This window comes from Acinetobacter sp. OYA S30, from assembly GCF_033599315.1.
Taxonomy (GTDB): Bacteria; Pseudomonadota; Gammaproteobacteria; order Pseudomonadales; family Moraxellaceae; genus Acinetobacter; species Acinetobacter baumannii.
Window position 1 is genome coordinate 21,822 of the sequence record NZ_JAWVAV010000013.1, and the last position, 22,949, is coordinate 44,770.

Below are 22,949 nucleotides of genomic sequence, written 5' to 3' on the forward strand. Positions count from 1 at the left end.
TATATATTTTAAGAATTTTTCAAAATTATATTTTTAAATGCAGGCTAATATAATAATGAAGGAAAGGAATGATGAATAATTTTTATTGTTATAGGTGATAGCTTTTAAAAAGGAATTTATAAGGTCTTAAGTGATTTAATAATATTTTTAGAATGGTTTAATGGACTAAATTAATAATCATATAATTTATTTATTATTAAAGCATTTACGACGGTTGCTATAAATTGGAGTAAATATTACATGAGTAAGAATAACGGAAAGCAATTCCTGGAAGGAGATCTTCTTGGTAGTCAACATATGACTGAGCAAGAAGAAGAGAAATTGCAGCGCTCATTGACAAATCGTCATATTCAAATGATCGCAATCGGTGGTGCAATTGGTACTGGATTATTTATGGGTTCCGGGAAAACATTAAGTGTTTCGGGTACTTCAATTGTTTTAACCTATTTAATTATTGGTTTTTTCTTTTTCTTCGTAATGCGGGCAATGGGTGAATTGTTGCTTGCCAACACGAATTTTAAAACCTTCGCCGATTTTGCAACGGCTTATCTCGGTCCGTGGGCGGGGTTCTTCCTTGGTTGGTCCTACTGGTGTAACTGGATTATTACAGCCATTGCCGATGTAATCGTGATCGGGGGGTACATGCAGTTTTGGTATCCAGATTTACCCGTCTGGATTCCGGCATTTACTTCATTGGCGATCTTAACCATACTCAACTTTGTGGCCGTTCGGCTTTTTGGTGAACTTGAGTTTTGGTTCTCACTCATCAAAATTACTGCAATTATTCTGTTTATTCTGGCTGGTATTTATTTAATTGGGATTGGATTTACTTCACCAAATGGTGTTAAGGCCTCAATGAGTCATTTGTTTGAAACAGAATCAATGTTTCCTTATGGTGTAACAGGTTTCTTGGCAGGCTTTCAAATTGCCATCTTTGCATTTGTGGGTATTGAGCTTGTCGGTACGACTGCTGCTGAAACCAAAGACCCGCATACTTCACTTCCGAAAGCAATTAACTCTATTCCTTTACGCATTTTATTATTCTATGTAGGCGCATTGGTTTGTATTATTGCAGTCACATCTTGGGCAAAAGTTTCACCAGAAAAGAGCCCATTTGTAGAAATGTTTACCTTGGTTGGATTACCAATTGCGGCGGGTTTAATCAACTTTGTTGTTGCGACTTCGGCTTTATCTTCTGCAAATAGTGGAATCTTTGCAACCAGTCGTATGCTATATGGTTTGGCTTTAGACAACGATGCACCTAAAAGCTTTAGTAAGCTGTCAAAAAGAAAAGTTCCAATTCGCGGACTCGTATTTTCAATGGCATGCGTAACGGTTGGTACTTCTATTTTATTTATTGTTCCAAACGTTATGACTGCATTTACGATTATTTCAGCGCTCACTTCAATTTTATGTATTTTTACGTTTATGTTGATTGTGCTTTCATATATTTATTATCGTAAGAAAAGCCCTGAACTACACATCCAATCAAAATATAAAATGCCAGGTGGGTTATTTATGGCATGGATGACCATGTTATTTTTAGTGTTTACTATCGTAATTCTGGCTTTAGACCATGATACTTTAATTGCACTTGAGTGTTCACCAATCTGGTTTATAGGTTTATTTATTGCTTATAAATATAAAAAGAAAAAGATGTTGCAGCTTGATATCTTAAAAGCTCAAAAGGTTGATTATATTTAATCGAATATAGTTTTTTTATATTAAAGCTAGGTAAGTGCCTAGCTTTTTTTATTTTTATAAAATATTGAGATATATATTGACGTTGTGTAAAATAGTGTGATTATACGTACAATTCTGTCTACAAAATGTTAACTAGAAATTTTATAACCTCTTCTATTATTCTTTTTGCGGGTTTTCACCAATATGTTTATGCGATTAAAGATGTCTCTTTACCCAGTCAGGTATTGCAAGATCAGCGTTTAAAAGAGCTTAACCAGCAATTACAAGACCAGCTTGCTCAGCAAACTCCTTATCTAAACACCAAGCCATTACAGGACTTTAAGCATCTGGTTGTTGAAGAAAGCCCATGCGTAACGGTTAAAGAAATTAGTCTTATCCCTTTAATTGGTCAGTCGGAATCTGACTTACAGCAATTTAACTTTGTGATTAAGGCCATAAAAAAACACCCACAGAATATTTTGGGTAAATGTATTGGTACCCAAAGTTTGCATAACATTGTGAACTATGCTCAAAACGAACTTTTAAAAAAAGGTTTTATTACCAGTCAGATTGTCGTGAGTCCGCAAGATTTAAATCAGGGGAATTTAAACCTGAGTATACAAATCGGACGCTTAAATAAGATTGTTATACAAGAAGGAAAAATTTCCTCATTACAGCTTAAGACTGGGTTGCCATTTAAAGCTGGCGACATTGTGAACCTAAAAAGGCTCGATCAGGGGCTGGAAAACCTAAAACGTGTCTATGCGGTAGATATGCAAATTACTCCCGCAACTGCTCAAGATAAAGAATTAACGGGCTATAGCGATTTAATACTCAAACTTCAAGCACTACAAAAAGTTAATTTCAATTTAAGTGTAGATGACTCGGGTAATCAGGACACCGGCACCTACATGGGAAATATCGGCTTAGGCATAAATAATCCATTTCATTTAAATGATATTTTATCGTTAAACGTGAGTCACTCATTAGATAACTTTCATGAAGATTTAAACCGAAGTTATTTCATTAGTTATCAGTTGCCTGTTGGTTATTATGATTTAGGTTTTAGCTACAATGACTATCAATATAAGCAAACAGTCTTAGGAGGGAATGGTCCACTGCTTTACCATGGCAACAGTCAGCAAGCCAACCTAAATTTATCTCGTGTGATTAGCCGTAGTGGGCAACATAAAACCAGCGTGTATGGAAAGCTTTATCATAAAGAAAGCCAAAGTTTTATTGACGATATTGAAATTAATGTTTTACACCGAAGAACCTCAGGCTGGAATTTAGGCGTTCAACACCGTCAATATTTAGGAAATGCGGTATTAGACGGCAGCATCGATTACCGTCGTGGGATGGGGGTGGGTGCCCGAACTGCACCAGAAGAAAATATTACCGATGTTTACGGAAACCATCTTCCTGTTGAAGGTTACTCCCGTGCTCCACTGTGGAGTGCAGATCTGCGTTTTACTACACCGTTCCTTTTGCTCGATAAGCCAGCTCAATATCGCTTTAACTGGCGTGGACAATATGCACCGAAAATTTTAGTACCCAATGACCGCTTCTATATTGGTGGACGCTATAGCGTGCGTGGCTTTGATGGTGAACTCATGCTCTCTGGCGATAACGGACAGTATCTACAGCAAGAAATCAGCTTGAATGCACCAATTCCTAATACCCAGTTTTATATGGCAGTCGATCAGGGCTGGGTCAATGGCCGCAATAGCATACCGGGTCAGCGTTATTTACTCGGAAGTGTTTTAGGGCTACGCACTTATCAAAATAGTTTTTATCTGGATGCCTTTACAGGTCGGGGGCTGATTGCACCTGACAGCATAAAAAAAGACTGGGTTACCGGTTTTAGTATCAACCTTTCTTATTAATTTACTTTAGAAAAGACTTTATTCATGAACAAGAATAGTTATCGCATTATTTATAGCAAAGCACGTCAAATGTTTGTGGCTGTGGCTGAAAATGTACGAAGCCAAACCAAGACTTCTGGTCAAAGTGAAGCAAGTACTCGGAACAATATTGATAACAATGAATCTCAGGCATTTCATCAACTTTGGCAAGTGAAAGCACTGGTTGCAAGTATAAGTTTATGGATGCCTTTAGCACCTGTCTATGCGGGTATTGTGGCGGACAGTGCCGCAAATGCTGCGAATAGAGCAGTCATCGGTGCTGGTAAGAACTCGGCAGGTACAGTTGTTCCGGTAGTTAATATTCAAACTCCAAAAAATGGTATATCCCATAATATTTATAAACAGTTTGATGTGTTGGCTGAAGGTACTGTTTTAAATAACAGCCGAACAGGAGCTACCACTAAAACGGTAGGAGCCGTGGGGGCAAACCCGTTTTTAGCGACTGGTGAAGCCCGTGTCATCCTCAACGAAGTAAATTCCAGCGCTGCCTCACGTTTTGAAGGGAACTTGGAAGTTGCCGGGCAAATGGCAGATGTGATTATTGCCAACCCATCCGGTATTAATATTAAAGGTGGTGGTTTTATTAATGCCAATAAGGCAATTTTTACCACAGGTAAACCTCAGTTAAATGCCGATGGCAGCATCAAACAGTTTACGGTTGACCAAGGAAAAATTACGGTTTCAGCAAACCCTAATTCTAAATTTGGACTAGGCGGAAATAATAACGATGCAAATTATGTAGACCTCTATGCGCGTGCATTAGAACTTAGTGCTGAACTACGTGCCAAAAATGATATTCAGGTCATTGCCGGGGCGAATAATGTCAGTGCAGACCTACAGGATGTTACTGCTAAAACTGGTACTGGAACCGCACCGACATTGGCGGTAGATGTTAAAGCGCTGGGTGGGATGTATGCCAATAATATTTACTTGATGGGAACTGAAAAAGGTTTGGGCGTGACTAACGCCGGGACTATTCAAGCAGTAAACAATCTGGTGATTACCAGTGCCGGAAAAATTGAACACAGCGGCACAATCAGTTCGACCAATAAAACCCAAGGTTTAGTGAACATACAAACAACGGGTACTGGTGCAGCGGGTGATATTAATAATAGTGGAACAATCTCTGGTAAGGGGATAGTTAATTTAGATTCAGCTAATGATTTAAACATTACTGCAAAAGAAGTTAAAATTGATGAGGGTAATAATACGGCATTAATTTTAGCTGCAAATGGAAATATTAACTTAAAAAATGAAATACAATTAAAAAATTCAGCGGTAGATGGTGGAATTTACTTAAATGCTAATAATATTAATTTAGAAGGTAATGCAACAGTTGATGGGAAAGCTGATGTTAATATTGTAGGTAAGGAAAGTATTTTAATTAAAAAAACAACAAGATTAAATCAGGGAAGAGTATAAGTATATTAGGTGGTGGTTTAAGTTTAGAAGGAAGTGAATTGACCTCTGGGCAAAATGTTAATCTTCAAAATAGTAGTGTAAATAAGAAGTTGTTAATCAATGATTCTGTAATTAAAGCGGAAGAAGATTATAATTTTTATAGTAATGGAGATCTATCTATTAATAAAATTGATTTTTCACAAAGCAAAGATAACTTGAAAAAACAAAATATTAAAGTAGGATCAGGTGGAATTCTAGACTTAGGTGATAATTTTACTTTTAATTCAAAGGGGGGTGGTGCTTTTGAATCAAGAGGTAATATCAATCTTGGGGAAGGTCTTAAGTTAAATTTGGATGGTGATATTAGTTTTATTTCAACTGGTAGTGATATTAAAGCAAATACGTTAAATTTAACATCAAATGTTGGTGGGGTTTATTTTAAATCTAATGGAGATATTAATATTAATTCAAAAATAACTGAAAAAAAGTTTTAAACTCTAAAGGTGTGGAGACAGGTCAGTTTAATCAGGAGGTTAGTGAAAATTATATTAATGCTTTTAATGATATAAGTATTGATTCGAATATTGGTGTTTATTTAAATGGCGCCAATTTTAAAACAAATTTTGGTGATTTTGTAGTTAAAGGTAAGGATTTAAATATTGATGTTAGTAAATATGGTTATCATACAAGATTTGACTATATGGGTCAGGAGTTATACTCGTATAAAAACTCAAATAATAAAAATAATTTTGAGGCTAATAATATTTTGTTTTTGGTGGATAATTCTTTAAGGGCAGTTTCAGGTAAATATATTGCAAAGAAAAATATAAATTTATTTTCTAATGGTAGTTTTGATTTTTATGTAAATGATCTAAATTCTAATGGCCATACTAATATTCAAGCTAAAAATAAGTTGAATATTAGAGATGGTTTTAATGGTAAGAATTTTTTTGATAACCAATATATATCTGGATCTAATAACTTTAAATCTGATGGATTGATTTCTATTTTAGGTAGTAGAGTTGAAGTTGATGGTTTTCTTAATGCTAAAGGAGGTGCTATTTTAATAAATTCATTAGAAAATTATAGTAATTCTGATAATGGCCTACATTTGTTTTTGACTTCAACTAAAAATGATTTTTTAGAAAATAATTCATTATTAAAAAATCATAATGGGTCTATTGATATTAGATCTACAGGGGGTGTTGATTTTAAGACGAATAAAATTGAAGCATATGGTGATATAAATTTATATTCAAAGGGTGGTGTGACTTTGAATAAGATAATTGATTTTAGTAAAGATGATGTGAAAAATAATAAAGAAATTTCTTCTGAAAATGGTTCTATTAATATTTCTGCAGATTATGTGGATCTTAATGCGGCAAGATTAAAGTCAAAAAATGGAATTTCTATTGTGGCTAATAAAGGAGATATTAGTCTTAATTCTAAAAAAGAAACTTTAAATAGCATAAATGTTATGGGGAAATTTACTGAGAGTTATGGTGATCCCTATAGTGAATTTGAATTGTTTAAAAAAAATAATCCTGAATATAAAAAGAAACTTGATGATTTAAACTATCATATTTATTTGACTAGATATGGGGTTTCAGGTAAGGGAGCTGGGCAAAAGCGTATTGATTATGCCAATAACGAAATAAATAATGCAGAAAAAGAAATTGTTAATCTTAATAATACATATGGTGTGACAAATCTTTACAATAGATATAAACTTTTATTTTCTGAATATGCAGTTATTTTAGGTAAAAAAAGATTTAATTATTATTTTGAAGATTTTAAACAAGTTAATGAGAATATAGATTATTCTGATTTAAATTTTTCAGGATACCTACATAGAGGGGTTGATTTACTATCGGATGGAAATATTAATTTAATTTCAAATAATGGTATAATTTTAAACTCTGCTAATGTAAACACGTTAGGGGATTTTACTGTATATGCTAAAGGTAAATTGGATAAGAAAAAAACAGCTGAGTTAGTGGAAAACCAACTAGATTCTTCAATTGTGTTTGCAAATGTAAAAGATCAGTATGAACTTGGACGAGATAATGAAAATTATTATCAAAAAATAGATATTACCAAGCCAAATAATATTAATGCAAAAAATGTGAATTTAATTGCTAATGATCAAAGTGGGTTAAATTTAATTCTACAAGGGACTGACATTAAAGCAGCTGATACAGTTAATATTGTTGGAAGTGGAAATATAGATTTCCGCCATAATGTGGATAATATCTATACAAAAACACAACAAACTACGACAAAAGAATCTTTATTTGGGTTGAAAAAATCTAGTACAACAGAAACCAGAATATTAGAGGGGGTTATTGGTAAAAGTGATGTACTTAAAGCAAATAAAATAAATATTGAGTCTCTGGGTGGGAGTATATCATTATATGGTACGCAGATTCAGGCACCTAAAGATCAGGTGAAATTAAAAGCAGCTAAAGATATTTATATGGTCACTTTCCAAGATCAAATAAATGAAGTAAATACTATAAAAAAAGATGCTGGTTTTTTAGGGCTCGAATATAGAGATTCAAATTCAGTTGGTTCAAAGATTGTTAATAATCAAATACCTACTGTAATAACAGGACGTTATATTGCTTCTTCATCTGGTGGAAGTACCTATTTAGAAGGTACACAGTTTAACTTTACTGAGGGAGTTTCAATTAAAGTAGGTGATGGTCCTAATCCTTCTGAAGATGCAAAATTGGTTATTAATTCGGCCAAAGGTTTGTATTCAAATAGTCAAGATAATAATAAAAAGAACACTTTCTGGCAAAGTATGGAAAGTAGGGGTACAGTTGAAGAACTTGCTAATTTACCTAAATTTAATGGTCCGGTTAATAATATTAAAATTGATGGTAATTTATCGGTACAAGTTCCTATTAAACAAGGGGAAAATTCAGAAGTTATCGATATTATTAATAACTTATCGAAAGAAAAAGGATATGAGTACTTAAAGACTTTAATTGATAATAAAGATAAAAATGTAAACTGGACTGCCCTTGAGTTAACTAAAAAAAATTGGGACTATAAGCAGCAAGGCTTAACGCCAGCAGGCGCTGCAATATTAACTATTATTGTTACAGCTTTAACAGCTGGTGCAGGGTCTTCTGCCGCAGGAGCACTTGGTTTCTCAACCACTGGAGTGGCTTCCTCAATGGCTCAAGCTGCAATTACATCTCTTTCAACTCAAGCAAGTATTAGTTTAATCAATAATGGAGGTAACGTTGCTGCCACATTAAGAGAATTGGGAAGTGACCAATCAATACGTAATTTAGTTGCTTCTATTGCTACAGCGGGCGCGTTAAAAAGTATATCTGTACAATTTAATTTACCGGAAACTAGTACCGCATTTAATGACCGTTTATATGTAGCATTTGTTAATAGTACTAGCTCATCTATTATTAATTCCGCAATCAATGGTGGTAGCCTGAGTGATAATCTTGAAGCATCACTTTTAGCCGGTCTTAGTAATAGTTTACAGGCTGAATTTGCTCAGAATATTGGCTTAAGTTTAGATATAAAAGATCCTACGGTTATAGATTCTCTATTACATAAGATTGCTCATATTGCATCAGGTTGCGTAACGGGAGCTATTCAAAAACAATGTGAAGCTGGAGCAATTGGTGCTGGTGTTGGTGAGATTGTTGCAGGAATGATAGAGCAACCTAATAAAGATGCTACTGTAGAAGACATAAGTAAATATCAAGAAAAAGTCATTAATACTTCTAAATTAATATCAGGCAGTTTAGCTAGTTTAGCTGGTTATGATGCTGGTTATGCAGCATCATCAGCTTCTTTAGCAGTTAGTAATAATTACTTAACTTCAAAAAATTATAGAGATTTAAAAACAAATTATGATACCTGTATTAAAGGAGGAGGAAGTGTAGGGAAATGTAGTGGTGCAATGATAGCTGCTGCAGAAACTATAAGTAAAACAAATGATACGCGCCTGAGAGCTGATTGTGTGAATGCTACAAGTAATGCATGTATTAATGGTATAAAAGACCTTTTTGAAGGTGAACGAACTCGAAATGAATTAAATAAAGTAAATAAAATTTTTTATAATTCTGAGTATAGTAAATTTAATAGTTGGCCAAAATTTAATAGCCTTTCAAAAGCAGATACTAATATTAGAGATCTGGGTAGTTTATATTCTACTTTTGAAAAAATAGATTTTTGGCAAAAAACAAATTGTAATGGTATTTCAACCGCAGCCTGTCAAACTAAATATAAACAATATTTAGATGCGAATGAGGCTACACGTGTTCAAATAGCGGGAGGCTTGGATAGAGTCAAATCTATGCCAGTGATTGGAAATACAGTGACCGTGGGTGATGCGGTCATTACTTTAATCACAGGCACAAGCTTGAGTACGAATGATCCGAGCCGTTTAGTTGCTCTGGCTGAAATAGCTTCTGTTGGCATTACACGTTATATTCCGCAAGTTGGACCTGTTGTTCATGTTGCACAACCTAAATATGCTGGGCAGCGTTATACTACAGCCAGTTTAACGAGCAACAAAGATGCCACAATCAATCCAGATACTATCCGTGCAGCTTTGGTAAATAATAGAAGTTGGCTAAAAGCGAGTTATGTTCCTGAAAAGGTATCAATTGCTGTAGCAAAAGTTGAAACAAAGTCTGGTACAGACAATATACTTGCTGTGAGTGGACCTGCCTGGAATGGAAATGCTCCAACTGATGTGGTTATTAATGGCGTCAAGTATAAGGTGGTTACCACGGACTCTCATAGTGTTCAGCCAATTACATATACGGTAGATAAAAATGGTAAACCTATAACTAATAATAACCATGCTGAAGCAAAGCTATTTAGTTATATCAAAGATTCTTACTCATCTACTCCATCAAAAGTTACAATGTCAATTCAAAATACGGCAAGTGAGCCTGCTGGCATGTGTAATGGATGTTTATTTAGCAGTGGAAAATATTTTACTAATGAAGTTCCTTTTATGAGGTTATCAATATTTCATGGCACTACAGGTAAAAATTAATATAGGGAGAATGTGATGATCGATTTTGTGAAAGAATTATCTGCCTGCCGTGTTCAGGGAACACAACTTCCTTTTTATCCTGAAAAAGTACAAGGTTATACAGAGCAAGAAGTAGAGCTAATTGCTAAAAATCTTAATCTTGATATACATGGACAATTTAGAGATTTTTTACTTCAAATAGGAAAATGTTCAGGGGGCTTATTATGGAGTGATGAGATCTACATGTATGATTATAGATGTGAAAAAGATTTTTTTATCAACTATCAAAAAAATATTCAAGAAGATGATTATATGTTTGATAATCAGGGAAAATTAGATCCTGTAGGGAAAAAAATATTTTTTCTATCCTGTGAATATGAAACCTATCTATATTATTTATTTACTTCTGAGCAGGATAATTATGTATGGTTCCTTGATAGTGCTGAATCTGCAATTTGGGAAAAAACTAATATGACCTTATTAGATTATCTAAAAAATTATGTTTTTGAAAAAACTAAAAGAAATCGATTTATAGATTTTGATTTAACAGAAGAACAAATTAATAGGTCTATTACAGGTCGTTTACTTTAAATAGTCTTAAGTATGAATAAAATTTAACGTTTAGTAGCAGTCACTATTTTGTAATAGTGACTGTTATTTTTAATTATGCCCAATTTTATTGATTACTGTAATAGGAACAGTATAGCTATTACTCATACTAGGTCTTGGTTCTAAAAAAATCTGAATTGGCCTATAAGTAATAGGATTCGCTCGCCATAACTCTACTCCATCAACTAACTCTGTAACTGCTTTTTTTGTTTCTAAATCAATAATCCAAAATGCGCAGCCTTTTCTATTGTTTGGGTTTAATTCATAGTCGACCTGATAGGCCTTATTAGCTTCAATATTCACTTTTATCAAGTTAGTATAGTTAAAAGCTCCACGACCACACCAAATTTGTAAATCATGCTTGCCAGTTTGAAGCATTAAAGGTTCTTTTAATTTATGGTAGCCATCCGTTACTTTCTTTTTATCTACAGCAAATACAAAAGCGACTGTGTCTGCTACATATTTGCGATCGTATAAATTGCCAATAATTGTAGCTGTATGCATCGAAGTCTCTGGTGGAACATAGTATTCGATTGAAGTGAGATTTGGTGTTGCACTTATACAACCTGTTAATAGTAATGAAAATATACTAATAGAAATAATTTTATTTGAATTAAACAAGTGTTTTCACCTTTATTTATTAAGTATAACAGGAGTGTAGATTGGCTGAGTTTGATTGGTATAAGTATTAAAAGATTCTTTAGATGTAACAATTTCACCTGTATTTATATTTTCTATCCAGAAGACGAGATCATCACCTTTTTTCTTCTCTGCTTGATTATTTTTAATCTGATAAACCTGTTGGTTTTTTGCTTCAAAAGTTAGTATTCCATAAGAAAATACTTTTTGGGCGTCTGAAATAATTTTAACTTTATGAAAACCTGAAGTAATGAGATAATTCTTATCCCAATCGTTTGAGTCATTCAAAGTTGCTTTACCATCGATATATGTTATATAGATACAAGCTTTGATTAATTTTAAAACAGGGCTGTTTTTTTGAAAGCCCTTAATAGTAGCAAGATGAGTGATATCTACTTCTTGGGGAGCTTTGTAGAGTACTTCTTCCGGTATTTGAGCGTAAGAAAGCCTTTCAAATCCAAAGCAATTAATTAGACTTATAAAAATTACTAAACAAATTTTATAGGAGCTTTTCATTTCTAATTTAAATATAATTTTATCTATAAATATATTCTAATCTAAATATAAAATATTAAAACAAAATTATATAAAATTACGTTATATATTATTAATTATATGAAATTAGAGAATAGAAAAAGCCTCATAACGAGGCTTTTTTATCATCCTTATTTAATATTTGGATCGCCGTTTTTCAAGAAAAAGCGAATCGCTAATTTTTGTAGGAATGTTCCATAAGGAGGGTGGAAAAGCTGAGTCGGGAAAAATCGATGACGAATAAATACAGTTTTTGCATGTGAAAGTTCGCGGAAACCTTCCTCACCATGATATGACCCCATGCCTGAGTTGCCGATACCACCGAAAGGAGCATCATGGTTAACTACATGCCAACCCCAATCATTGATGGTCACACCACCCGAATGAGTTTCACGTAAAATCCGGTCGCGTTCTACTGAGCTATGCGTAAAGCAATAAAGTGCTAAAGGCCGTTCGTCCGATTTCACATAGGTAATCGCATCATCTAAAGAATCATAAGCCACCACAGGTAAAATAGGGCCAAAGAGTTCTTCTTTCATAATCCGCATGTCTGGCGTGCAATTCAGCACAATGTGCACAGGCATCCTGCGACCTTGTTGGTCAAAGCTATAAGTATCGCAAGGAATAATAAGGGCACCTTTTTCTTGCGCATCGGTCAAAATATCTTGAATACGTTTTAAATGGCGGTCGTTCACAATGGATGTGTAATTCTCATTATTTTCAATGTTTTGACCAAACATTTTTATAAAGCTTGATTTCGCAGCTTCAACAAATTCATCAATACTTTCTTTGGGAACCAACGCGTAGTCAGGCGCTACACAGATTTGACCACTATTAGTTGCTTTGCCATGGGTAATACGTTTTGCCGCATCGGCAAGTGGGTAATTACGGCTCACAATGGCCGGTGATTTGCCACCTAACTCAAGTGTAACAGGTGTTAGATTTTCAGCAGCAGCTCGCATGACGACTTTGCCAATGGCAGGAGAACCTGTAAATACAATATGGTTAAATGGCAAAGAGGTAAATCTTGCTGGGTCTGTAATTTCTTCACCAAAAACCGCCACTTCATCTTCATTAAAGACTTCAGCAAGCATGCGTCTTAGCATTGCATTGGTATTCGGTGTAATTTCAGGGAGTTTAATCATGACTCGGTTGCCCGCAGCCAAAGCTGCAATGAGCGGGCCAAGTGCTAAATAAACGGGGAAATTCCAAGGAACAATCACACCAACCACGCCTTTAGGTTGGTATTGCACACTTAAACGGTTCGATAAAAATAAAAGCTCGGTACGGCGTTTACTTGGACGCATCCAGCGGCGTAAATGATGAATCGCATGATCAGCTTCCAACACAGAACCAAGCAAATCTAGTAGTTTAGATTCATCGAGTGATCTTGAACTAAAGTCAGCATTAATCGCGGCAGCCAAAGCATCTTGATAACGGATAATTTGTTTTTTAAGTTTATGCAGTTTTGTGCGGCGTGCTTCAAGACTTGGGTAAGGATCTGCCTCAAAATTGGCACGTTGTTTGGAAAAAATAAGTTCCATATGTTCAGTGGCAGAGCCGCTATATTCTTTTAAGGTGGACTGTTCCATTATTATTCCTTCCATACTTTTGCTTATCATACTTTATGCTTGAAGCGTCATATGGTCGATGTTAAATTGAGACAACAAGAGGTAGTTTAGTGCCATTATGCACGTCACTCTAGGGATGGTGTGAATTAAATGCCTAAAAATCTTTATAAAAATGCAAATAGTGTTATTGAAGGAAATTATGATAATACATCCTTAGGAGCCAATACATATTTGCTGGGTTTGACCAGCTTATTTGATGAAATGGGTTCGCAAGGCTATTCAATATCAGACGCTTTATCGGGTACAAATATTTCACCAGATACGATGAATCAATCCTCTTTATATATTTCCCAAGTCCAAAAAATTCAGCTATTTCAAAATATTCAAAAACTATCAAATGATCCACTCATTGGTCTGCGCGCAGGGCAAAAGCAGCGATTGTCAGATTTTGGAGTGTATGGCTATGCGTTATATTCCTCACGTAATTTTAGACAAGCGGTAGAGCTTGGTATTCGACACATTAAGCTTGCAGGACCTATTTTAAAAAAGTCATTCTATGTGCGAGATGATGTTGCCATTTTTGAAGGGCAGGACATTATTGCACTTGGTAAACTTTTGCCTTTAGTGTGCGAGTTTTGGTTTAGCTCTATGCAAACCTTAATTGAACGAGTGCTTGAAGGACCATTTCAAGCGAAGAAGCTTTTATTACCATACCCAGCGCCTGACTATGCAGAAGAATATGGAAAAGTTTTTCATTGTCCCGTTCAGTTTAATACTGGGGTGATGCAATGGCACTTTGATTTAAAGTGGCTCGATGTACCTTGCCCAAATGCCAACCCGATTACTGCGGACATGTGTAAGTCGTTTTGTGAGCGGATGCTAGGCGTTGCTGAACTTGAAGAGCCTGAGTTGGTGAAAACAATCCGTTTAATATTATTGGATGGAACGGGGCTTTTTCCATCGGCTCAAGAAATGGCTGAACGCTTACATATATCAAAGCGGACCTTACACCGGCGCTTGGCAGGTTTTGGTTTAACCTATCAAGAACTGTTAGATGAGACTCGGCGCCGTCTTGCCGATGAATACTTGCGAGAAACAACTTTAACTATAGATGAAATTGCTGAGAGAATTGGCTTTTCAGATACTTCTAACTTTCGAAAAGCCTACCGTCACTGGACAGGCATTTCACCAAATGAGTATCGAATACAGTACCTAAATTAGATTAAGGTTTGTTTGTTATTTAAATCGAGAGAGTAACTTTTTCTGCAAAAATGGATTACAGAGCAAAATCGCAAATAAAATAATAAATATGCCGATAATGCTGAATAGATCCGGTAATTCATGCCAAAAAACAAATCCCCAAATTCCTGCAAAAATAATGGCAATGTAATTCATTGGGCCAATTTGTCCTGCCGGTGCTAAACTGTAGGCATAAGACATAAACAGTTGACTAATATTAGCTAAAAGTCCTGCGGCAATGAGTAGTGCTAGTTCATGCCAAGTGAAAATACGCCAATGCCAGAACATTGGAATAGAGGAAATTAAACTACCAAAAACACAAAAGTAAAAAACAATACGTTCAGGCGGCTCTGTACTGGTTAAAGCTCTTACGGTGACAAAAGCCATTGCTGATAAAAAGCATGCACCCAAGCCAATAAAAGATAGTGTGTTAAATAGACCTTGATCGGGTTTAGCGACAAATAAAACCCCAACGAGCCCAATAACAGCAGCAAAAATCATCGATTTAGTAATTTTTTCTTTTAAGAAAAGCCATGCAATCAGTGGAATAAAGATAGGAGATGAGTAACTAAAAACCATAGCATTCGATAGTTTTAAGTTCGCAATAGCATAGAAAAAACCATACATTGCGGCTAGCCCGACAATACTTCGCCACGTATGCATCCAGAGTTTATCGGTTTTAATAAAGTCTAAACCTTGTTTAAAGAGCATCGGAATAAAAATAAATAAACCCACTGCATTTCTAAAAAACACGACGGTCGCATTGTCCACCGTTTGTGAAGCAAAACGAATGCACACTCCCATAATGGAAAACAATAATGCCGACGTCATAAGACAAAGCAGTGCTTTTCCAAGTTGTGTAGAGGGGAGGTTTGAAGCAGTTTGATTTTGCATAGAGAAATACAGTTCTTAATTTTCGATGTTATTTTAGCAGCGCTGTTAAGTTTTAGTGAAATGTGTCGTAATTAATAGGGGAAATAAGAAAGATGAGGTGATATGCCTCATCTTTTAAACCTTATTAGGTCACTGGTGCAGGGTTAAATACAGCGAGTGAGTTATGAATACCCCAACGGTCCGACCACGTTTGTTTCTCACCGCTAGCCACGTGTAAAATCAGCTCAAAAAGTTCCCAGCCCACTTCTTCAATAGTTTTCTTCCCAATCGCAATATCGCCGGCACTGATATCAATCAGGTCATACCAACGGTTTGCAATATTGTTTCGGCTTGCCATTTTAATGACAGGTACGGCTGCCAGCCCGTAGGGTGTACCGCGACCTGTGGTAAAGACTTGAACGGTAATACCAGATGCCATTTGCTGCGTACCACAGATAAAGTCACTCGAAGGGGTGGCCGCAAAAATTAAACCCTTTTTAGTCGGTCTTTGACCCGGTGCGAGAACTTCTACAATCGGTGAGCGGCCCGATTTTGCAATTGATCCCATTGCTTTTTCTACAATGTTATTCAGTCCACCTTTTTTATTACCTGGTGTGGTATTGGCACTTCGGTCCACTTGGCCTGCTGCTAAGTAATCGTCATACCATTTCATTTCCCGAATTAGATCTTTGGCAACTTGTTCATTTGCTGCACGTGGAGTAAGTAGGTGAATGCCATCGCGGACTTCTGTAACTTCCGAAAACATGACAGTACCGCCACATTGCACAATAAGGTCAGCTGCGAAACCAACTGCAGGGTTAGAGGTAACTCCGGAAAATGCATCACTCCCACCACATTGCATGCCTACAACTAATTCAGAGGCTGGAACTTCTTCTCGAGTACGTTGATTAAGCTTTTCAAGGTGTTGTTCTGCCACGGTTAAAATATGGTTCACCATACTTTCAAAACCGTTGTGGCGTTCATCTTGTAACTGAATAATATCTTCGTTTGCTAGGGGAATATATTTGTTTTCTTTAGGAATATTTAAAAGTCGTTCGGGTTGCATTTTTTCGCAGCCCAGACTCACCACCATAATTTCTCCACCAAAATTAGGGTTGAGTGCAAGGTTATGTATGGTACGAATAGGAACAATTGCAGCGGGTGCATCGATTGCCACACCACAACCATATAAATGGTTTAATCCAACTACACCATCTACATTTGGATATTTTGGAAGTAAATCACGTTCAATAATTTTAACGACATAATCGACAATACCCTCTACACAGTTAACACTGGTCGTAATACCTAAAATATTTTTTGTGCCGACGCTGCCATCCTTATTTTTATAACCTTTAAATGTATATCCGGTCAGTGGAGGAAGCTTAGGATCGGGGCGAGTTGCTAATTCAAGATCATCTAGCTCAGGTGCCTCTGGCATTTGGGTAACGGCTTCATTCACCCAAGAACCTGCGGTTAAATCTTTATTGGCATAGCCAATGATTTCGCCATAACGAACAATTGCTTTACCTTGCTTTAACGGCTCCAATAAAACCTTATGTCCTTGTGGTACTTCATCAACCAAGGTGAGTTGGTATTCTTCAATATATGTAGAGGATGGTAAGCCACCGTCATTGACCACAATGGCTACGTTATCGAGAGGACTGATTCTTATTAGGAGAGGCTTCAGCATGATCGTTCCTTGTATACATTTGAAGAGAGGTCATAACGCTTAATGTGTTTAAGCGTTATGGCGTAAAGGTTTAAGAAGTAGGTTTTAACTCGAAGCGCTGAATTTTGCCGACAATAACGGTATAGCAAATGACAGCTGCGATGGCATGTACACCGACATAAGTTAATGCAAGGTTGAAAGAGCCTGTACTTGCCAAGATATAGCCGATCACAATTGGGGTCACGATTCCTGCCGTATTACCAAATGCATTCATCATTCCACCTGATAAACCAACCATTTCTTTTGGTGCAACATCAGACATCACTGCCCAACCTAAAGAGCCGATTCCTTTACCGAAGAATGATAAGGACATAAAGAATACAATTGCTGCTTGAGAGTCGACGTAATTACATAAAATAATTGAGGTTGAGACCAAGAAGCCGACTACGATAGGGAGCTTTCTCGAAAAGCTTAAGCTGTAATTCATTCGAATTAACTTATCTGAAATTAAGCCACCTAAAATTCCGCCTACAAAGCCACAGAGTGCTGGTGCAACCGCCGCAAAACCCGCTTCTAAAATGCTGAGATGTCTTTCTTTGACAAGGTAAACAGGGAACCAAGTCAAGAAAAAATAGGTCAGTGTATTTACACAATATTGACCAATAAAAATACCGAGCATCATACGTGAAGCAAGCAGTTGTTTAACTTTACTCCAAGTAATTTTCTCTTTTTTTGCGTTTTGGCTGTTTTCGCCCATATCGAGTAAAGCACCTTCTGAAGCAATGTATTTTACTTCTTCAGGATTTACTGTTGGATGATTGGTCGGGCTATAAATGACCTTGAGCCAGATAAAGGAAAGAATGATTCCTAAACCACCCATGACCCAGAAAATAGACTGCCAGTGGACGGTTGCAACAAGCCAGCCCATGAGGGGAGCGAAAAGTACGGTCGAGAAATAAGAGGATGAGTTAAAAATGGCAGCGGCAGTTCCACGTTCTTTGGTTGGAAACCATGCAGCAGCAATTTTACTGTTACCCGGAAAAGCAGGTGACTCAGACAAACCGACTAAAAATCTGAGTATAAAGAGTGAAGTAATGATGGTCGCAGTATCACCTAAAATGTCGGTAAAACCGATTAAAACAGTGAACAAAGACCATAAAAACAGGCTCCAGAAATATACACGGCGAGCACCAAACTTATCGAGTAGCCAGCCACCTGGAATTTGACCAATCACATAGGCCCATGCAAAGGCCGAGAAAATATATCCCATAGTGACTGAGTCAATTCCCAGTTCATGAGACATTGGCGTTGCTGCCATTGAGAGAGTTGCACGATCACCGTAATTAAAAGCCGTGACCAAAAAAATCATCGCAAGAATGTAATAGCGAGTTTTTGTATGCTTGGCTCTTTGCTGAGTCACTACAGCAATATTTGTTTGCAGATTATCCATATACAAACTCTTTTTAATAATCGACCTATTTGCATATCCGTGAAATAGGTGACGTCATGTCAAATTCATCGATAGAATAGATGAGAAAACGGAATGTTGTATCTACTCTATAGTCCTAATTCTAAAACCGCGCCTTTAGATGTATGACATCATATGATTAAAAATATTATTTTGGCAAGTAGGCTCGAAAAATAATTTTTGTGCGAGTTTATATTGACAAGTTGTCTGATGTCTTATAAGTTTTGGTGATGAAAAAATAGTATCAGTATGCCAAGGAGTATTTTAATGGCGACCTCTACACCTATTGTTAAATCCATTCGAGCAATCCCTGTTGCCGGACATGACAGTATGCTGCTCAATTTGAGTGGTGCGCATGGACCTTATTTCACTCGTAATATACTCATTATTGAAGATAATTCTGGAAATATTGGTGTAGGTGAAATTCCAGGCGGAGAGAAAATTTTAGCGACATTAAATGATGCTAAAGCCTTGGTAGAAGGGCAGCCGATTGGTGAATATAAAAACTTGCTCAAAAAAATTCAGCAAACTTTTGCTGATCGTGACAGCGGTGGTCGAGGCAATCAAACCTTTGATTTACGTACCACAATTCATGTTGTAACGGCCTATGAATCGGCATTACTTGATTTGCTTGGTAAGCATTTAAATGTAAATGTTGCAAGTTTACTGGGTGAAGGGCAGCAACGTAGTGAAGTTGAAGTTTTAGGATATTTATTCTTTATCGGTGACCGAAAACAGACTTCATTAGACTATGCAACAACATCTCAGCATAACCATGACTGGTATAAAGTCCGTCATGAAAAAGCGTTAACACCTGAGGCTGTGCAGCGTTTAGCAGAAGCATCTTATGACCGTTATGGGTTTAAAGACTTTAAGTTAAAAGGTGGCGTGTTACAGGGTGAACAAGAAGCCGAAGCTGTTACAGCTATCGCGCGCCGTTTCCCGGATGCACGTGTGACGCTTGATCCAAATGGTGCGTGGTTTTTAGATGAAGCAATTGCTTTAGGTAAACATTTAAAAGGTGTGCTGGCCTATGCAGAAGACCCGTGTGGTGCAGAGCAAGGTTATTCAAGCCGTGAAATTATGGCTGAGTTTAAGCGAGCAACGGGGTTACCGACCGCCACGAATATGGTTGCGACCGACTGGCGGGAAATGTCGCATAGTATTCAATTGCAAGCTGTTGATATTCCTTTAGCTGACCCGCATTTCTGGACATTGGAAGGTTCGGTGCGTGTTTCTCAGTTATGTAAAATGTATAACTTAACGTGGGGATCGCATTCAAATAATCACTTTGATATTTCCCTTGCCATGTTTACCCATGTTGCAGCGGCTGCCGTGGGTAATGTGACTGCAATTGATACGCACTGGATTTGGCAAGAAGGTACAGATCAACTGACTAAAGTACCGCTTGAAATTAAAGACGGTAAAATTCAGGTACCAACAGCACCGGGACTTGGTGTCGAACTTGATTGGGACCGAATTAATCGAGCCCATGAACTTTATAAGTTAAAAGGTTTAGGAGCTCGTAATGATGCGGATGCGATGCAATTTCTGATTCCTAATTGGACTTTTAATAATAAAAAGCCATGTTTGGTTCGTTAATCTGACTCGATTCGTATTTAAATATTGAATTGATAGCTGTCCTTTGGGGCAGCTTTTTTATTGCTATAAAAAAATTAATTTTAAAAAGAAAAAAGATATTGAAAGAAATTAGATTGATGATGTAAGATGTCTGACAACATAGACACGTATGGAAACTTGCAAATGGATGCTCTTGAGTTAAAAAACATTATTTCTGATGGTTTACTGTCTTTCCCGGTAACAGATTTCGATCAAAATGGAGATTTTAATAAGTCTTCTTATGCAAAACGTCTTGAGTGGTTAGCTCCATACGGCGCAAGTGCTTTATTTGCTGCAGGTGGTACAGGTGAGTTTTTCTCATTAACTGGCAATGAATATTCTGAAGTAATTAAAACTGCGGTAGATACATGCAAAGGCAGTGTACCGATTATTGCTGGGGCAGGTGGTCCGACACGTCAGGCGATTGAACAGGCAAAAGAAGCAGAGCGCTTAGGTGCACACGGTATTTTGTTAATGCCGCATTACTTAACTGAAGCAAGCCAAGAGGGTTTAATTGAACACGTTAAGCAAGTATGTAATTCAGTAGACTTTGGCGTAATTTTTTATAACCGTAGCGTATCAAGATTAAATCTCGATTCGATCCAAAAGTTAACTGAGATGTGCCCGAACTTAATCGGTTTTAAAGACAGCTCTGGCCAAATTGATATGATGACGGCAGTGACTCAAACTATTGGAGACCGTTTGTCATATTTAGGTGGCTTGCCGACAGCAGAAGTTTTTGCAGCGCCATATAAAGCCTTAGGTTGCCCAGTTTACTCGTCAGCTGTATTTAACTTTATTCCAAAGACTGCTATGGAGTTTTATAACGCGCTTCGCAGTGATGACTTTGAAACAACCAATCGTTTGATTAAAGATTTCTTCTTGCCACTGATTAAAATTCGCGACCGTAAATCAGGTTATGCGGTAAGCATGATTAAAGCAGGTGCCAAAATTGTTGGGCATGATGCAGGTCCTGTGCGTCCACCATTAAGTGATTTAACTCAAGCAGACTATGAAGATTTGGCTGCTCTCATTGCGACACTTGGTCCGCAATAATTCTAACTGTTTAGGTATTGGAGCTTTAAAATGAGTAAAAATAACGGTCGGCAGTTTATTAATGGTCAACGCGTTGCTGTAAATGCGCCAGCTTTAGAAAGTATAGGTGCAAAAGACTATCAGCCAACAGGTTATGTATTTAGTCAGGCGACCCTTGAAGAAGTGGATCAAGCTGCTCAAGCTGCGCATAACGCTTTTTTAGTTTATAGCCAAACTTCTCAAGAGCAACGTGCCTCTTTTCTTGAGGAAATTGCTCGCCAAATTGAAGCATTAGGTGCGAACCTGCAAGAAGTCGCTTCACTTGAAACAGGCTTACCACTTGCTCGTCTTCAAGGAGAGACAGGCCGTGTTACTGGTCAGCTTCGACTATTTGCTGAACTTTTACGCCGTGGCGATTTTTATGGTGCTCGTATTGATGTGGCATTGCCAGAACGTAAGCCTTTACCGCGTGTTGATTTGCGTCAATATAAAGTTGGGGTAGGACCAGTTGCCGTATTTGGCGCGAGTAATTTCCCACTTGCATTTTCAACTGCAGGCGGTGATACCGTAGCTGCTTTAGCAGCAGGGTGTCCGGTTGTCTTTAAAGCACACTCTGGCCATATGGCGACTGCTGAGCTTGTTGCAGAAGCCATTGAAAAAGCAATTGAAGTTTGCGGTATGCCTAAAGGCACATTCAATATGATTTTTGGCGGCCGTATTGGTGCAAACTTGGTGGAACATCCCCTCATTCAAGCAGCTGGTTTTACAGGTTCACTTGAAGGAGGAATGGCGCTTTATAACCTTGCGCAGAGCCGCCTTCAGCCGATTCCATTTTTTGCTGAAATGTCGAGTGTGAACCCTGTGGTGGTTTTACCTGAAGCACTTCATTCACGTGGTGAACAAATCGCACAAGATACGGTTGCTTCTTTTAATATGGGGTGTGGCCAGTTCTGTACAAAACCCGGTCTAATTTTAGGTGTAAAAGGCCCCGAGTTTGACCGCTTTATTACAGCTTTAGTTGAAAATACGCAGAAAGCTGTGCCTCAGGTTATGTTGAATGAAGGTACTTTAAAAAGCTATCGAACTGGTATTGATGCATTAATAAATGAAGCTGGTTTTGAGATCATTGCATCGGGTCAGGAACCTGGGCTAGTTTCTCAAGCAAAAGCACATCTGTTTAAAGCGGACCAATCTGTTTTATTGTCAGGCAACCCAAAACTACAACATGAAGTTTTCGGGCCAATGTCGATTGTGATTGCGGTCGAAGATGAAGCCACTCTGTTGAAGGGTATTGAAGCTTTAGGTGGACAGCTTACAGCAACCATTATTGGTGATGAAAATGAATTGTCTAAGGCAGGCGAGCTTCTTGATTTGTTAACCCGTAAAGCTGGCCGGATATTGTTTAACGGTTTCCCGACAGGGGTGGAGGTATCGGATGCTATGGTACATGGTGGTCCTTTCCCTGCAACCAGTGATGCCCGTGGCACTTCGGTAGGTACGGGAGCAATTGAGCGCTTCTTACGCCCAGTATGCTTCCAAAATACGCCACAAGTATTATTACCCGATGCATTAAAAGACAGTAATCCACTACAGATTACTCGTATGGTCAATGGGCAGTTAAGTCAGGCCCAAATTTAAAAATGGTGCAGCTTAATCAAGA

At 37.2% G+C, this 22,949-nt stretch carries 13 protein-coding genes and 1 pseudogene; 8 read left to right on the forward strand and 6 right to left on the reverse strand.

Annotated features, from left to right (window positions below; genetic code table 11):
* The first annotated feature begins 240 nt into the window (after nt 1–240).
* The 4 genes and pseudogenes from R5R67_RS08665 to R5R67_RS08680 all read left to right on the forward strand — a co-directional run bounded on the left by R5R67_RS08665 (nt 241) and on the right by R5R67_RS08680 (nt 10,620).
* Entirely contained in the window at nt 241–1,704 is a 1,464-nt protein-coding gene (locus R5R67_RS08665) for an amino acid permease (protein WP_000042086.1), read from the forward strand.
* A 125-nt stretch (nt 1,705–1,829) separates the two neighbouring features.
* Nucleotides 1,830–3,569 carry a ShlB/FhaC/HecB family hemolysin secretion/activation protein gene (locus R5R67_RS08670; protein WP_000957974.1) on the forward strand — a complete coding sequence of 580 codons (1,740 nt, stop codon included), beginning with the start codon at nt 1,830–1,832 and terminating at the stop codon, nt 3,567–3,569.
* Nucleotides 3,570–3,593: 24 nt separating this feature from the next.
* Nucleotides 3,594–10,050: pseudogene (locus R5R67_RS08675) on the forward strand (DUF637 domain-containing protein).
* Nucleotides 10,051–10,065: 15 nt separating this feature from the next.
* Entirely contained in the window at nt 10,066–10,620 is a 555-nt protein-coding gene (locus R5R67_RS08680) for an SMI1/KNR4 family protein (RefSeq protein WP_000564985.1), read from the forward strand.
* Nucleotides 10,621–10,689: 69 nt separating this feature from the next.
* Here the strand turns inward: R5R67_RS08680 and R5R67_RS08685 are convergent, their stop codons facing one another.
* The 3 genes from R5R67_RS08685 to R5R67_RS08695 form a co-directional block, all read right to left on the reverse strand.
* On the reverse strand, nt 10,690–11,259 hold the full coding sequence (locus R5R67_RS08685) for a hypothetical protein (RefSeq protein ID WP_009516808.1): 570 nt from the start codon (nt 11,257–11,259) through the stop codon (nt 10,690–10,692).
* Nucleotides 11,260–11,271: 12 nt separating this feature from the next.
* On the reverse strand, nt 11,272–11,793 hold the full coding sequence (locus tag R5R67_RS08690; RefSeq protein WP_000842845.1) for a hypothetical protein: 522 nt from the start codon (nt 11,791–11,793) through the stop codon (nt 11,272–11,274).
* Between the two features lie 149 nt (nt 11,794–11,942).
* On the reverse strand, nt 11,943–13,403 hold the full coding sequence (locus R5R67_RS08695; protein ID WP_000438220.1) for a coniferyl aldehyde dehydrogenase: 1,461 nt from the start codon (nt 13,401–13,403) through the stop codon (nt 11,943–11,945).
* 129 nt (nt 13,404–13,532) lie between these two features.
* Here R5R67_RS08695 and R5R67_RS08700 point away from each other — a divergent pair, with 129 nt between their 5' ends.
* Nucleotides 13,533–14,603 carry an AraC family transcriptional regulator gene (locus tag R5R67_RS08700; RefSeq protein WP_001125650.1) on the forward strand — a complete coding sequence of 357 codons (1,071 nt, stop codon included), beginning with the start codon at nt 13,533–13,535 and terminating at the stop codon, nt 14,601–14,603.
* Between the two features lie 15 nt (nt 14,604–14,618).
* On the opposite strand, the gene R5R67_RS08705 is transcribed toward R5R67_RS08700, so the two are convergent.
* The 3 genes from R5R67_RS08705 to R5R67_RS08715 form a co-directional block, all read right to left on the reverse strand.
* Nucleotides 14,619–15,515 (reverse strand): DMT family transporter, encoded by an 897-nt coding sequence (locus R5R67_RS08705; protein ID WP_001181022.1) that lies wholly within the window; start codon nt 15,513–15,515, stop codon nt 14,619–14,621.
* 124 nt (nt 15,516–15,639) lie between these two features.
* Nucleotides 15,640–17,187: a galactarate dehydratase gene (garD, locus tag R5R67_RS08710; RefSeq protein ID WP_000917365.1), complete on the reverse strand. Its 1,548-nt coding sequence runs from the start codon at nt 17,185–17,187 to the stop codon at nt 15,640–15,642.
* Nucleotides 17,188–17,257: 70 nt separating this feature from the next.
* Nucleotides 17,258–18,616: an MFS transporter gene (locus tag R5R67_RS08715; RefSeq protein WP_000369462.1), complete on the reverse strand. Its 1,359-nt coding sequence runs from the start codon at nt 18,614–18,616 to the stop codon at nt 17,258–17,260.
* Between the two features lie 285 nt (nt 18,617–18,901).
* Between R5R67_RS08715 and gudD the strand changes: the two genes are divergently transcribed.
* From gudD to R5R67_RS08730, 3 genes are all read left to right on the forward strand, one after another.
* Nucleotides 18,902–20,236: a glucarate dehydratase gene (gene gudD / locus R5R67_RS08720; RefSeq protein ID WP_000235932.1), complete on the forward strand. Its 1,335-nt coding sequence runs from the start codon at nt 18,902–18,904 to the stop codon at nt 20,234–20,236.
* Nucleotides 20,237–20,398: 162 nt separating this feature from the next.
* Nucleotides 20,399–21,310 carry a 5-dehydro-4-deoxyglucarate dehydratase gene (kdgD, locus tag R5R67_RS08725; protein ID WP_000339250.1) on the forward strand — a complete coding sequence of 304 codons (912 nt, stop codon included), beginning with the start codon at nt 20,399–20,401 and terminating at the stop codon, nt 21,308–21,310.
* 30 nt (nt 21,311–21,340) lie between these two features.
* Nucleotides 21,341–22,927 carry an aldehyde dehydrogenase (NADP(+)) gene (locus R5R67_RS08730; RefSeq protein WP_318754807.1) on the forward strand — a complete coding sequence of 529 codons (1,587 nt, stop codon included), beginning with the start codon at nt 21,341–21,343 and terminating at the stop codon, nt 22,925–22,927.
* The last annotated feature ends 22 nt before the right edge of the window (nt 22,928–22,949 follow it).